Source organism: Microcoleus sp. S28C3 (genome assembly GCF_036700785.1).
Lineage (GTDB): Bacteria > Cyanobacteriota > Cyanobacteriia > Cyanobacteriales > Microcoleaceae > Microcoleus > Microcoleus asticus.
In genome coordinates, this window is sequence record NZ_JAUBPO010000007.1 from 55,972 (window position 1) to 69,908 (window position 13,937).

The window sequence follows — 13,937 nt, forward strand, 5'->3', positions numbered from 1 at the left end:
CCTGTGACCAAAGCGGGGGTCAACTTGTCCAAGAAGTCGCCGTCGCTGTCGTTGCTTAAGACAGATGGAAAGGCGTTGAGAACTTTGTCGTGCTGGGTGATGTAGCTATCAGGTTGTGGCTGTGGCTGCTGATTGATAACGTTGATATTCACCGTAGCGGGAACAGTCGCAGCCCCGTCGCTAACGCTGTAGGTGAAGGTATCTGTACCGACAAAGCCAGGGCTAGGAGTGTAAGTGAAGTTACCGTCGGGGTTAAAAACAATCGTACCCTTGGTCGGGCCTGTGACTAAATTTGCACTCAGCGGGTCGCTGTTGGCGTCGGTGTCGTTGCTTAAGACTCCCGGAAATTGGCTGAGCACTTTGTCGTGCAGGACGCTGTAGGGGTCATCGACGGCTACCGGGAAATTATTAACCGAGATGGGGCCGAGAGTAAAAGTGGAACTTGCTTGATCGGTTTCGTCGCCGAAAAATAGGAAGTTTGCCTGGCTGTAGGGATCGTAGGGTAAAGGTGGCTGACTGGCTTTTTCATCAAAAGCCGTGTAGTTGCGTAGCGGTTGATTTGTCAGGCCTGGTATTGCTGCGCCCCCAGCAAACAGGCTGTAAGTGCTGCCTTGAACTACCAGTTTATAGTCAGTAGCATTGCTGATGTTAAAAGCTGCATTTTCCCCGCGAGTAAACAGAGTTGGGGATGCGCCACCGTTTTGAGCAAAGAGACCTCCGTTGGCGCCGAGGTTGCGGTTGGTGAAACCCAGTTCAATGCCATTTTGAGCGTCGCTGCTAATGGCGATGATGCTGAAACCTGACCGATCGTTACTATTACTGTTTTCAGCCGTTACTGCAACTCGAAAAGAAACGCTGTAACCGTTGGTGCGGTCAAGTGTGGGGAAACTTGGGTTGAGTAGACTAAATGTTCCTGCTGGGAAAGGAAAGGGACTATATCTATAGTTGGTGTAGCCTGCATAGCCTGTATTGTTATTCGCGGCGGTGACGCTAGCAGTATTAATGCCTGTGTTGGGCGAGTACGCACCAGTAGCTTGGACACCAGAACCAAGTGGGGGAGTTAGAGGTATCTGCCCGTAAGCTAATTGAGTAGTCCCTGATAACCCGATACCGGGTGTTCCAGCCGGCGGTGGAAAGTTACTTGTGCCGTCGTAGAGGGTAAAGCCGAACACAAATGGATAAGTGGCCATTGTGGCTGGGTCGATCGCCAACCCAGATGACACGGCTCCCGTTGTATAATCTAGCTGCCAGTCTCCGCCCATAGCAGAACTGCCGATCGGCGATCTAGAAGCAGCAATTTTTGCCTGGGTTAGCTGACTCAGTTGCTGCACAAAGTTAGCGCCCTTCTCCCCCGCCGCTACATCGCACCCATAAAGCAAAATCTCTCCACTCTCTGCCAGCGATCGCGACCAACGCTGCAATTGTTTGGCATAAGTTTTTAAATTTGTCAAGTTTAGATCGATCGCGCCTAGCAGCAAACTCGCGGGGCGACCGTGGGAGATGATATGAATACTTTTAATATTGCTGCGACTCGCTAGTGCTGCCGTGATTTGTTCTACTCCATCCCGCGCCGCATCGAGGGTAATAACTTCTGTCCCCGCTGCGATGCCGTTGCGGAGAGTTTGGCGATCGGGAAGGGCAGAGTCGAGAAAGGCGATCGAACTAAAAACTGAACCGATAAAATTTGGCACAATACACCTCTGGTTAGATGACCGTAGGAAAATTAAGATGTGCCGACCTTAGCAAATTCACACATTAAATGTCATCAAGAAAATTAACAATCAAGACTGATATTAATTTTCCGTGAAGCTGCAACAGATTCATCTTGTAGAGGCGCGTTTAGCAAGTAATTCATTTCAAAAAGCGACAATTCCACTACAAAAGTTGCCCTTTTACGGTTCGATAGCTAACAGTTCTTCTGCTACCAATCCTTTCTGAATTGCGAGTACAGCAGCTTGAGTGCGATCGCGCACTTCTAACTTTTGCAAAATTGCGTGCACGTGAACTCGCACTGTACCGGGAGCAATGTACAATATTTGAGCAATTTCCTGATTGCTTTTTCCTCCCGCAACTAAAGCTAATATTTCCTGTTCTCGCTTCGTCAGCGGATTCTCTAAAAGTTCCGATTTCAAACCATTTTTCAAAGGTTCGGGATTAGCAAAAACCGCCCGAATTTCCGAAGTCGCGGCCTGATCCCACCACGAAGCGCCCGCCGCTACCGATCGAATTGCCAAAACCAAAGTTTCCGCCGCAATTCCTTTTAGACAATAGCCCTGAGCACCCGCGCCAATCAATCTCTCAATTAAGGATTTTTGCGAATGAGAAGTTAAGATTAAAACTGGAATTGCTGGATGTCGCTGTTTAATTTGGCGGCACGCTTCAATACCCCCAATTCCCGGCAAACCGACATCGAGAACTACCACATCGGGCAAGTGTTCCTGAGTCAATTCTACCGCCGTTTCGCCATCTTCCGCTTCAGCAATTACTTGCAAGCAACTTTCTTGCTGCAACCGCGTTTGCAGCCCCAACCGAAACAGTTCGTCGTCTTCAACTAAGAGAATTCGCAAGGGATAAACTGGTTTCATTTCTCTGGGATAGCAGGGAGTCTAAATCCAAATAAAGCGCCTAGAGGCAATTTATTTTCTGCCCAAATTATACCTCCGTGGGCGTCAATAATTTGGCGAGATAAGTATAACCCCAATCCCGATCCTTTGGCTTGCCGATCGCTGTGTCCTTGATAAAAACGCTCGAACAAGTGGGGCAGTTCATCGGCGGTAATTCCCAAACCGCTATCGATAACTTTCACAACCTGATAACTCGAATAAGATTCCATGACTATTTCTACTTTGCCACCGCGAGGAGAATGATTGATGCCGTTTGTTAGCAAATTAACAAAAACGCGCTGGAGTTGCACAGCATCGCCATTTACCCACAAAGAGCGACGGAAATCTGAGTCCCCGTAACTCATATTAATGTAAACCCGGCGCGCCGCCGACAAATGGATGAGTGTTGCGATTACTTCTTCTGCCAAACCTACTAAATTTACGGGAGCAAGTTGCAGTTTTAAACCTTCGGCATCGTTGCGGTAAACATCCAGCAGCGTTTCTACTAATTGTAGTGACATTTTGTGCGATCGCGCCATTGTTTCGAGAACTTTTTGCTGAGTGGCGGTGACATTCCCAAATTTTGCTGACTGAAAAGCTTTAATTGTTTCGATCGCCCCCAGCATCGGCGTTTTCAAGTCGTGACTCAAAGTAGAGACAAAATCTTCTCGGATGCTTGCTAGCTGCTGCTGCGACTGCAACTCAGCTTTAGCGATCGCGATCGCTTCTTGGTACTGCTGGTTGCGATCGCTCAAATATCCCGTCACCCCTAAAGCCATGACTGCGATCGATCTATTTGCGACAGTGGCTAGGGCGATCGCTTCTCCAGGAGGAATAAACAAATTTAACAGCGTCAAAGCTGCCGATAGCAGCGTAATTTGTAACTTACCCAACCGACTCAATCGCGAATTGGCCAGTAAAATCGGGCCCGTATACAAATACCCAAACAGATACTCCGACGGCGTAGTAAATTCCAGCAGTGCAACAATCGCAAATAAAATTGCGATCGACCACCTCCCCCGCAAATACTTCTCTTGAATAGCCAGGTTTTTTGGTATAGCCGATAAACTTTTAAACATCCTCAATCAATCCATTTTATATTTTACGTTCACAGTTTTTTGCCTACTACCTTAGCATAGTTATTTTTTTTAATTTTTTTTACCTATCTTCGCACAAAAGCCTCGCGTTTAGCGAACATCTATATCTCAATGTATAGACACTTAAATATAGCTAAACATTCATCTATTTTGACAAATATAGAGCGAACAAGCCTAACGTGCAAACAGCAAATTATACCTGAAAGCTGATTACCCAATTTTCTAAAAATGACTATAGTAATCAGTACAAGTAGAGAGCCTTTTTGGGCTAACAGAAGTGACAGATCAACTTTGTCTAATCAAAGCGATTTCAGTTTTATCCAAATTAACCCTAGTTATTGTGGCGCGGTCTTAAATGCTATACAACTGCTCGATGGCTGTCAAAGCACGGGATTAGCAAAAGAAAAACGAGGAATTATCGCCAGTGAAAACCCGCTGGTGGCGTTAATCCCTCCGGCTGGGGAGATTGCATCTTAGCAGCATTGAATTCGGCGATCGCCCCCAAACTGAAAGTGACCTTCAAAAAAAGCTCGCCCGGTTTTTGGAACTTCCCACCGAACCCATTTCGCGATCGGCAAAACCCATTTATCCAACGATAAAAGATTGGCTCAGTTATGCAGCAAGGATTACTTCAAGTCGCATTAACCCTAATCATTTTAATAGCAATCGCGCCTGTCTTTGGCAACTACATGGCGCGGGTGTACATGGGACAAGAAACCATTCTCGACCCAGCTATTAAACCCCTAGAACAACTCATTTATAAAGCCAGCAACATCCGGTCTGTAGATTCCATGACAGGTTGGCAATATGCCCGCTCGCTACTCTACAGCAATGCAGCAATGGGCATATTTGTTTTCTTAATTTTCATGCTTCAGGGAGTGCTGCCTTTAAATCCTACCAGCCTCAGTGTCCCAACCTGGGACACTGCGCTGCATACAACTATTTCATTCCTCACAAATACCGATCAACAGCATTACTCCGGCGAGACAACATTCAGTTATCTATCCCAGTTAACTCTGGGTTTTTTAATGTTTACCTCAGCCGCTACAGGTTTAGCAGTAGGTATTGCCTTTATCCGGGGATTGACCGGCCGCCCGCTGGGCAACTTTTACATCGATTTAATTCAATCAATCACCCGTATTCTGCTGCCCCTTTCTTTGATAATAAGCTTAGTTTTGCTAATTTCAGGAGTGCCGGAAACTCTCGCAGGGCCGGCAGTTGCCCGTACCTTAGAAGGTGGCACGCAAGTAATTGCTCGGGGCCCAGTTGCTCACTTTGAAAGTATCAAACAACTCGGAGAAAATGGCGGCGGATTTTTTGCCATGAACTCGGCTCACCCCTTTGAAAATCCTAGCCCTTTTACTAACTTGCTAGAAACACTAGCAATGGTTTCTATACCAGCAGCTATGATTCACACCTACGGCCGATTTGCCAACAACAAAAAGCAGGGATGGCTGATTTTTTGGATGGTTTTTGGCATTTACGTTGTCTTGATTGGTATTGCAGCAGTCGGTGAGTTTCAAGGCAATCCTCAAATCAATAATTTGCTGGGTTCGCAGCAGCCTAATTTAGAAGGCAAAGAAGTTAGGTTTGGCTGGGCAGAGACTGCACTTTGGGCTGTCACTACAACTGGGACAATGTGCGGGGCTGTCAACGGAATGCACGATTCTTTAATGCCTCCAGGTGGTTTTGCTACTCTGTTTAATTTGTTTCTGCAAATCGTTTGGGGCGGACAGGGAACGGGAACTGCTTACTTATTTATTTACTCAATTTTGAGCGTATTTCTCACCGGATTGATGGTGGGGAGAACGCCGGAATTTTTGGGACGCAAAATTGAGAAACGGGAAATAGTTTTAGCCAGCGTTGTTTTATTGATTCACCCGATCGCAGTTTTAATCCCCGGTGCAATTACCCTCGCCTTTACCGACAGTTTGAGCGGCATCAGCAACCCGGGATTTCACGGAATTTCCCAGGTTATGTACGAATACGCTTCGGCGGCGGCTAACAACGGTTCTGGTTTTGAAGGATTGGCTGACTCTCAACCCGCGCCGACAGGACTTTGGTGGAATTTAAGCACCTGTTTTAGCTTGCTGTTGGGGCGCTACGTTCCAATTATTGCCCTGCTGCTTTTAGCTGACAGCATGACGAACAAACAACTGGTTCCCGAAACAACAGGCACTCTCAGAACAGATTCAGTTTTGTTCACCAGCGTAACCGCAGGAGTAATCATAATTTTGGGCGCGCTGACATTTTTCCCAGTTTTAGCTTTAGGGCCAATTGCCGAAGGATATGAAATTAGCAGCGGCAAGTTTGAACCTGCATCGATAACTGCACCCACAACACCTTTAGCAACACCAACTCCTCCACCTCTGTAGCGAAAATCCTCACCCTCACTCTTCTCTTTCTCTGTGTTCTCTGTGTTCTCTGTCGTTCATTAAAAATCCCCAATCGACATGACCTTTTCCCATACTCCAGATTCCCCAAAAAAACCTGCTAGAGGCTCTCGCCAGTCTCGCAAGCACACGCCGAAAGCAAATACTAAAGGTCTTTATCAAAGAGCTTTTAAAGAAGCTTTTGTCAAGCTAAACCCGCGGGTGATGCTGAAAAATCCGGTGATGTTTGTGGTGTGGGTTGGCACAATTGTGACTGCATTATTAACGATCGACCCGACGCTGTTCGGCCCGGTTCCCGGCAATAATCAGGTGATTTTCAACGGTTTAGTCACCTTCATTTTGTTCTTCACTTTGGTATTTGCTAATTTTGCCGAAGCGGTGGCCGAAGGGCGCGGAAAAGCGCAAGCAGATGCGCTGCGATCGACCAAAGCCGACACAACAGCCCGCAAACTCCTACCAGACGGTTCAATTCAAGAAGTTAGTTCGACATCCCTGAGACGCGGCGACCAAATTAAAGTGATCGCAGGCGATGTCATTCCTTCCGACGGCGAAGTGATCGCAGGTGTGGCATCTGTAGACGAATCTGCGATCACTGGCGAATCGGCCCCGGTGCTCAAGGAACCGGGTTCGGACATCGCCAGTTCCGTCACCGGCGGGACGCGCATCCTTTCCGACGAATTGACGCTGCGGGTGATGGCCGACCCGGGCAAGGGGTTTTTGGACAGGATGATCGCGCTGGTGGAGGGGGCCGAACGATCGAAAACGCCGAACGAGATCGCGCTAACAGTGCTGCTGGCGGTGCTGACGCTGGTGTTTTTGATTGTGGTATCGACCATTCCGCCCGTGGGAAATTACGTGAAAACCCCTGTGGGCGTAGTGACGCTGATTTCGCTGCTGGTGGCGCTGATTCCAACTACCATTGGAGGTTTGCTGAGCGCGATCGGCATTGCGGGGATGGATCGCGTCGCTCAGTTTAACGTGATAGCGACCTCTGGACGCGCCGTGGAGGCTTGCGGCGACGTGAATACGCTGATTTTGGACAAAACGGGGACGATCACGCTGGGGAACCGTTTAGCCGAGGAATTCATTCCGGTAAACGGTCACTCGCTGGAGGAGGTTGCGAGTGTAGCGCTTGCTGCTAGCCTGTTTGACGATACTCCAGAGGGAAAGTCGATCGTCCGTTTGGCTCAGAATTTGGGCGCACAGGTGGATTTCGATCGCACCAACGCCACCGGCCTTGATTTTTCCGCAAAAACGCGGATGTCTGGCACGGATTTGCCCGATGGGACGGAGGTTCGCAAGGGCGCGGTGGATGCGGTGAAGGGTTTTGTGCGATCGCGCGGCGGCAATTTCGGGCCGGATCTCGATGCAGCTTACGAGCGAGTTTCCCGGCTTGGAGGCACACCTTTAGCTGTTTGTCAAGGCAGCGACACCTACGGCATTATCTATTTAAAAGATGTCATCAAACCGGGAATTCGCGATCGGTTTGACCAACTGCGAAAAATGGGAATTCGCACCATTATGCTCACCGGAGATAACCGAATTACAGCATCAGTAATTGCCGATGAAGCAGGGGTTGACGACTTCATTGCCGAAGCAACTCCCGAGGACAAAATCGACGTAATTCGCAAACAACAAGCCGAGGGCAAATTAGTCGCAATGACTGGAGACGGAACCAACGACGCACCCGCACTAGCGCAAGCAAATGTAGGACTCGCGATGAATTCTGGAACCCAAGCAGCGAAGGAAGCTGCGAACATGGTGGACTTGGATTCTGACCCCACAAAACTAATTGATTTAGTTACAATCGGCAAACAATTGCTGATTACTCGCGGCGCGCTGACCACCTTTTCCCTAGCCAACGATATTGCTAAATATTTTGCAATTATTCCCGCCATGTTTGCCCCCGTCGGCGCTTTAAACGTCATGGGTTTAGCCAGCGGTCAATCGGCAGTTTTGTCTGCATTAATTTACAATGCTTTGATTATTCCTGCTTTGATTCCACTAGCATTAACTGGTGTAAAGTTTAGACCGTTGAGCGCCAATCAACTGTTGCAGCGGAATATTTTAATCTACGGATTGGGAGGAGCAGTCGCGCCGTTTATTGCTATCAAAGTTATTGATGTTTTGATTGCCGCCGTTGGGCTAGCATAGCTCGGGAAAGCACGACACGGATTGTGACACGGATACACGGATTAATCCCGTTCCCCGGCTTTGCCGGGGAACCCAGTTCCAGAGGATTTGCCTCGATTTTCCCCAAAAAATCATCCAATAGAAAGACAGATGTTTATTCCCAAAATAAGGAGAATTTATGAAACGGAATGATTTGCTGAATGATATTTTTCCCAGAGATTTCCAAGAAATTATTGAGTTAGCGCAAATGCTTTGGCAGCGCCACCCAATCCCGGTGCAGCTATTTCTGGCAATGTGTTTCAATGCGATAATTGCCCCCGCTGTTTACGCGGTTGGGGGTGAAGATTTGACCCGAAAAGCTGTCTGGGGTTTAAGTCTCCTGGGTTTGGTGATTATCGCCCTTTCTATTTACCTGTTTGTAGTCATCTTTCAGCCGGAAAGATTTTAGTCAATAATTAACCCTTAGCAAATAACAGAGCGAGGTAATTTATGAGAGAAATAATTAGAGCCATTCGCCTTACCCTGGTTTTGTGGGGAATTACAGCCCTTATTTACCCTTTAACCTTGCTAGTAATTGGTCAAATTGCCTTCAACTCCCAGGCAAACGGCAGCTTAATTACTAAGCAAGGAGTTGTCGTGGGTTCGTCCTTAATCGGTCAGCCTTTCAGCTCGGATCAATATTTTTGGAGCCGCCCCAGCACCACAAATTACAGCAGCTTTGCAACCGAAGATTACGATCCCACAAAGGCAGAAAATTTAAGTCAAACAACAGGTATTTCGGGAGCTAGCAACCTTGCCCCCAGTAACTCGGATTTGCTGAAGCGAGGTAATGAGAAAGATGGTTTTCAGGGCGTCCAAGTTGAATTAGATCGTCTCAACAAAGCTGGTATCAAACCGACTGCTGATTTAGTCTATACCTCTGGTTCTAGCCTCGATCCGCACATTAGCTTAGAGGCAGCTCGATCGCAAATTCAGCGGATAGCAACGGTGCGATCGCTCAATTTCAATCAAGTAGAAATGTTGGTAGCTAAAAATACGGATGGCAGATTTCTCGGCATTTTCGGCGAACCGGGAGTTAACGTCCTCAAACTTAATTTGGCTCTCGACGCTTTACAATAGTTTACAACAGTCGGCAGTCATCGGTCATAAACTGACTGATGACTGGAAATTGACTAACTACCCACTACTTAGCTATGATTCACTCTAGCGAACTTACCAACAATCCAGACGCGGTTTACGCCCAACCGAACCGCACTTACGATCGCACTCCCCGCCGGGGAAAGCACAAAATATTTATCGGCATGGCCCCCGGTGTCGGCAAAACTTTCCGAATGCTAGAAGAAGGGCACAGGCTCAAATCTGAAGGCATTGATGTGGTAATGGGACTGTTAGAAACTCATGGACGGAAAGAGACAGCAGCTAAAGGCGAAGGACTGGAAGTAGTGCCCAGAAAACAAATGCTGCGTGGCGGAAAAGTGCTAACCGAAATGGATAGTGAAGCTGTCATCGAACGCCGCCCCCAATTAGCATTAATAGACGAACTGGCTCATACAAACATTCCTGGTTCTCTGCGAGAAAAACGATATCAAGATGTCGAAGAAATTCTGAATGCTGGAATTGATGTTTTCTCCACTCTCAACATTCAGCACATAGAAAGTCTCAACGATTTAGTAGCTCGAATTACCGGAGTTGTAGTGCGAGAGCGAGTACCCGATCGCGTTCTCGAAGATGCTGACGAAATAGTCGTTGTGGATGTCACGCCGGAAACTTTAGAAGAAAGGTTGCTAGAAGGCAAAATTTATGCTCCCGAAAAAATTGAACAATCTTTAGAAAACTTTTTCCAGCGCCGTCATTTAATTGCTTTGCGAGAACTCGCCCTGCGAGAAGTCGCAGACAATGTGGAAGACGATGCAGCAACTTTAAAAGGTCAATCTTGCAACATTCACGAACGAGTTTTAGTGTGCATCTCGACTTATCCCAATTCCTTGCAACTGCTGCGGCGGGGCGGGAGGATTGCTAGCTACATGAATGCCCCATTTTATGCTGTGTTTGTCAACGATCCAGACCGATTTTTAACAAAAGCAGAAATCTTGCACGTTGAAACTTGTGAGAAACTCTGTCAAGAATTTAAGGGGCAATTTTTGCGGGTAAACGGCACTAATATAGCTAAAGCGATTTCGGAGGTAGCTAAACAGTATCGGATTACTCAAATTGTGATCGGCGAAAGCCAGCAATCCCGCTGGAGATTGCTGCTGCGGGGTTCTTTGACTCAACAGTTAGTGCGATCGCTCAAACACGTAGATTTGCACATCATCGCTACCGAAAAAAGTGGTCTTTCTAATTAATTATTAGTCATCAGCCATTAGTCATTAATCATTAGTTATTAGTCAGATGTATAAAATAAACAATTCCGGTCGATTGTCAGTCACGGAGTTTACGGCGCAACAAGACAAAGCCCGCAGCAGCAGGCTAGAAGCATCAAAAATTTGGTATAACAACTGCAACTTTCGGAGGATATCTGAATCTAGCGGGCGGTAGATGTCCCAGAAGCTTTTATCTGTAAAAATCGCATTTGGTAAACCTGATTAAAAGTGCGATCGCTATGGTGGATGATTACATTCTCAACTTGCTAGTTATTGGCATCCTCCTGCTGACCGTTACCTTGGGTTCCGGATGGATTTCAGGATTGCCGGTGTCTTATGCCTTAATTTATCTAATTGTCGGTATCGGATTGGGGCCCTATGGCGTCAAGCTGATTGACTTGCGTCCCGATGCTCGATTTTTAGAAAGACTTTCAGAATTTGTAGTTATTGTTTCTCTGTTCAGTTGCGGCTTAAAAATGAATCGCCCGCTACAATTTTGGGCTTGGAATTCTACCGCGCGGCTGATCGGTTTTTTAATGCCAATTTCTATTTTTGCAGTGGCTGCCGTCGGTCATTGGTTGGTGAAATTAGATTGGGGGGCGGCAATTTTATTGGGAGCAATTCTCGCTCCCACCGATCCTGTTTTAGCCTCAGAAGTTCAGTTAGCAAATATAGACGATCGCGATGAATTGCGCTTTGGTTTAACCTCCGAAGGCGGTTTGAATGATGCTTTAGCTTTTCCCTTCGTTTATTTCGGCCTTCATGCACTAAAAGATAATAACTGGCCGAACTGGTTTTCGCAGTGGGTAGCAGTTGACTTGATTTGGGCGATCGCCACAGGTATCGTTATGGGAATTGTAGTAGCTAAAGCAGTCACCTGGATCGATCGCCAACTCCAACGCTATCGACCGGCCGATCAACTAATGGAAGATTTCATTGCTCTCAGCACAATTCTGCTCACATATTCCCTCACCGAAGTAGTCAACGGCTACGGATTTCTCGCAGTTTTTGTAGCAGGAATTGTGATGCAGCGGAGTTACCGCAACCCAGAAAAACCGCTTTCCCAACTCCACTTTACCGAGCGCATTGAAAAGTTAATGGAAATAGCAACTATTTTACTATTAGGTTCGCTTTTGCGCCTAGAGCCTATGTTGGCCTATGGAGGATACTCCCTATTAGTAGCTGGATTGTTAATTTTTTTGATTCGGCCTGTGGGAGCTTGGATCAGTACGCTCGGCAGTCCTTTACATCCCGTCAGCCGCTGGCTGTGCGGTTGGTTCGGCATTCGTGGTGTCGGTTCTATCTATTATCTTACCTATGCTTTCGGTAACGGTTTGGAAGGGGAAATAGCCGAAAGAATTGCCTGGATTACCTTTACAACAATCGTGATTTCTGTGATTTTGCACGGCATTACTTCGACCCCGTTAATGAACTGGTACGAGCGCCGAATCAAACCTAAAGTACCGGATTTAATTTAATTCTGTAAGGTGCGTGACTTTAATAGTCCTGGACGCAACGGTCACACAACAATCGACTTGTAGGGTGCGTCAGGCGAAGTTCTCTAACGGCGATCGGGAATTTCGGGAGCTGACGCACCTTACTGTATAATATAAAATCGACTTGTAGGGTGCGTCAGGCGAAGTTCTCTAACGACACCGAAAGAAAAGAAGATTATAATTTTTTCGATAACTCTAATATAAACGTTCGCGGAATCAAACATGGATAGATTTGAATTTCAGCTAGCAATGCTGCAACAAGGAGCAGAGGAACTAGAGACAAAAATAGCTAATTTCACAACAATTATGATGCAATTAAAAACTACTGCAATTACCATTTGGGTAGCGTTAGTTGGTTGGGTTTTTACAAGCAAAATAGATGCGTTGGTTCCCCTAGGATACGTTATAATTTTTGGTTTCTGGTTTTTAGAAGCTACCTACTGGAAGGTGCAATTGTATTACATACAAAGAGTCCATGCAATTACCCAATTCTTGAATGATGAAAGCGCCTTAGATGAAAGTTTTAATACTCGCTCAATTCCGGAAGGCCTTGTTCACCCGCTCGGTTCATTAAAAACAATTAAAATGCCTTCTTTAGGTCGAGCTATCTGCGCTCCATCAATCTATATTTTTTATACCTTTTTGTTTGTTGTTAATTCGATCGTTTGGTTAATAACTCTTAAAACAGCCCTCTAACTGGGTAAGATCCCAATGTGCGAGCGACCGGACAATATCTTCCATCCCAACTAACTAAAAGTGTAAATTGGAGGTTCAATTTGCTTGCTACTCCAAAAAACGGTTGCTTTCTGTATCGTTTGGGTTAAGAGTTCGCCTGTTCTCTCCTCAATACTCTGTTGGTTATTTGAAAATAACCAGAACTGTTCGCGATCGACTTCTACTACGACAGCAACCTCTTATATTCAGGACTTAGGCAACTGGCATACTAAAATCAAGCTGTAGGGTGCGTCAGGTGAATTTCTAGAACGATTATTGAGGGTTTAAAAATCTGACGCACCTTATTAATTGTGACTATTTCCAATTTTAAAATAACACGACAATGCAGTCTTTACCCGCAGCTAAACAGGTTTGACACCAACTAACAAAGCGAGTTCCCGCCACTTCCAATAACAGTCTGCATCGGTAAAACCAATTTCTCTAAACCACCGCAATTGCGTTTCCATATCGAGCAATTTATTAGACGGATCGTCTGGCGAATCGCTAATACCCAGCGCCTCTCGAAATTTCTGATGCAAAGCCGGAGTTGCTGACGCTACGTGTTCCAAATTGCAAAAGATGCCTCCGGGCTCCAAAAGCTCGAAAATCTCAGTGTAAAGCGAACGTTTGCGATCGTCTATTACGTGATGAATCGCAAAACTAGAAACAACTGCATCAAACTTGCCCAAATCCGGTAGCGATTCATCAAAATTGTGCTCGATTACCGTGACATTCTTGTCATCAGCAAAGCGAATTCTGGCTTTTTCCAGCATTGTCGGCGAAAAGTCGATCGCCACACATTCAACATTTGGTCGATCGCACTTAAGCAGACCCAACAAGCGCCCGTCTCCCGTGCCCACATCCAGAATTCGCTTAACATTTTTCGGCACTTCCTCCAACAAAACCGCTTCACCTTCAGTGCGGTGAGGAATTCCATCAGCTTTAGCAAGATACCACAAAGCGTGTTCCGCAGAAGTCCAAAGATTCACTTGACTCATTATTTTTTAATCCTCATAATTGGAATCTGTACTTTCCAGAACATTGTTATCAAAATTCAGGGGTTTTAAACCCCCGCCCAAAGGCGGAATGTTTTTAGGTTGGGATGTAAATCCCCATAGAAAAAACCTCGCTGTCAACT

General features: G+C 46.4%; 11 protein-coding genes. 7 read left to right on the forward strand and 4 right to left on the reverse strand.

The features are described 5' to 3' along the window. From QUA13_RS03970 to QUA13_RS03980, 3 genes are all read right to left on the reverse strand, one after another. The coding region (locus QUA13_RS03970) for a DUF4347 domain-containing protein (protein ID WP_333196797.1) at positions 1-1,691 on the reverse strand (1,691 nt) is incomplete at its 3' end. Between the two features lie 201 nt (positions 1,692-1,892). Beyond that, on the reverse strand, positions 1,893-2,585 hold the full coding sequence (locus QUA13_RS03975; RefSeq protein ID WP_333196800.1) for a response regulator transcription factor: 693 nt from the start codon (positions 2,583-2,585) through the stop codon (positions 1,893-1,895). Continuing rightward, positions 2,582-3,682, reverse strand: coding sequence for a HAMP domain-containing sensor histidine kinase (locus QUA13_RS03980; RefSeq protein ID WP_333196801.1), 1,101 nt, complete (start codon positions 3,680-3,682; stop codon positions 2,582-2,584). The genes QUA13_RS03975 and QUA13_RS03980 overlap by 4 nt, the downstream gene beginning before the upstream one ends. Positions 3,683-4,314: 632 nt before the next feature. Between QUA13_RS03980 and kdpA the strand changes: the two genes are divergently transcribed. The 7 genes from kdpA (at position 4,315) to QUA13_RS04015 (ending at position 12,781) form a co-directional block, all read left to right on the forward strand. Then, positions 4,315-6,075, forward strand: a complete 1,761-nt coding sequence (kdpA, locus tag QUA13_RS03985; RefSeq protein WP_333196803.1) for a potassium-transporting ATPase subunit KdpA — start codon at positions 4,315-4,317, stop codon at positions 6,073-6,075. 78 nt (positions 6,076-6,153) lie between these two features. Then, the gene (gene kdpB / locus QUA13_RS03990) at positions 6,154-8,247 is read left to right on the forward strand and encodes a potassium-transporting ATPase subunit KdpB (protein ID WP_333196804.1); all 2,094 of its coding nucleotides are present in this window, start codon (positions 6,154-6,156) and stop codon (positions 8,245-8,247) included. A 157-nt stretch (positions 8,248-8,404) separates the two neighbouring features. After that, positions 8,405-8,674 carry a K(+)-transporting ATPase subunit F gene (kdpF, locus tag QUA13_RS03995; protein ID WP_333196806.1) on the forward strand — a complete coding sequence of 90 codons (270 nt, stop codon included), beginning with the start codon at positions 8,405-8,407 and terminating at the stop codon, positions 8,672-8,674. 41 nt (positions 8,675-8,715) lie between these two features. Then, positions 8,716-9,345, forward strand: coding sequence for a K(+)-transporting ATPase subunit C (kdpC, locus tag QUA13_RS04000; protein WP_333196809.1), 630 nt, complete (start codon positions 8,716-8,718; stop codon positions 9,343-9,345). A gap of 74 nt (positions 9,346-9,419) precedes the next feature. Beyond that, complete coding sequence (locus QUA13_RS04005; RefSeq protein ID WP_172186764.1) at positions 9,420-10,571, forward strand: universal stress protein; 1,152 nt, start codon at positions 9,420-9,422, stop codon at positions 10,569-10,571. A 227-nt stretch (positions 10,572-10,798) separates the two neighbouring features. Continuing rightward, on the forward strand, positions 10,799-12,067 hold the full coding sequence (locus QUA13_RS04010) for a sodium:proton antiporter (RefSeq protein ID WP_333196811.1): 1,269 nt from the start codon (positions 10,799-10,801) through the stop codon (positions 12,065-12,067). A gap of 240 nt (positions 12,068-12,307) precedes the next feature. After that, a complete protein-coding gene (locus tag QUA13_RS04015; RefSeq protein WP_333196812.1) occupies positions 12,308-12,781 on the forward strand; it encodes a hypothetical protein in 474 nt (157 codons plus the stop codon). Between the two features lie 380 nt (positions 12,782-13,161). On the opposite strand, the gene QUA13_RS04020 is transcribed toward QUA13_RS04015, so the two are convergent. Further along, the gene (locus QUA13_RS04020) at positions 13,162-13,797 is read right to left on the reverse strand and encodes a class I SAM-dependent methyltransferase (RefSeq protein WP_333196814.1); all 636 of its coding nucleotides are present in this window, start codon (positions 13,795-13,797) and stop codon (positions 13,162-13,164) included. Between the last annotated feature and the right edge of the window lie 140 nt (positions 13,798-13,937).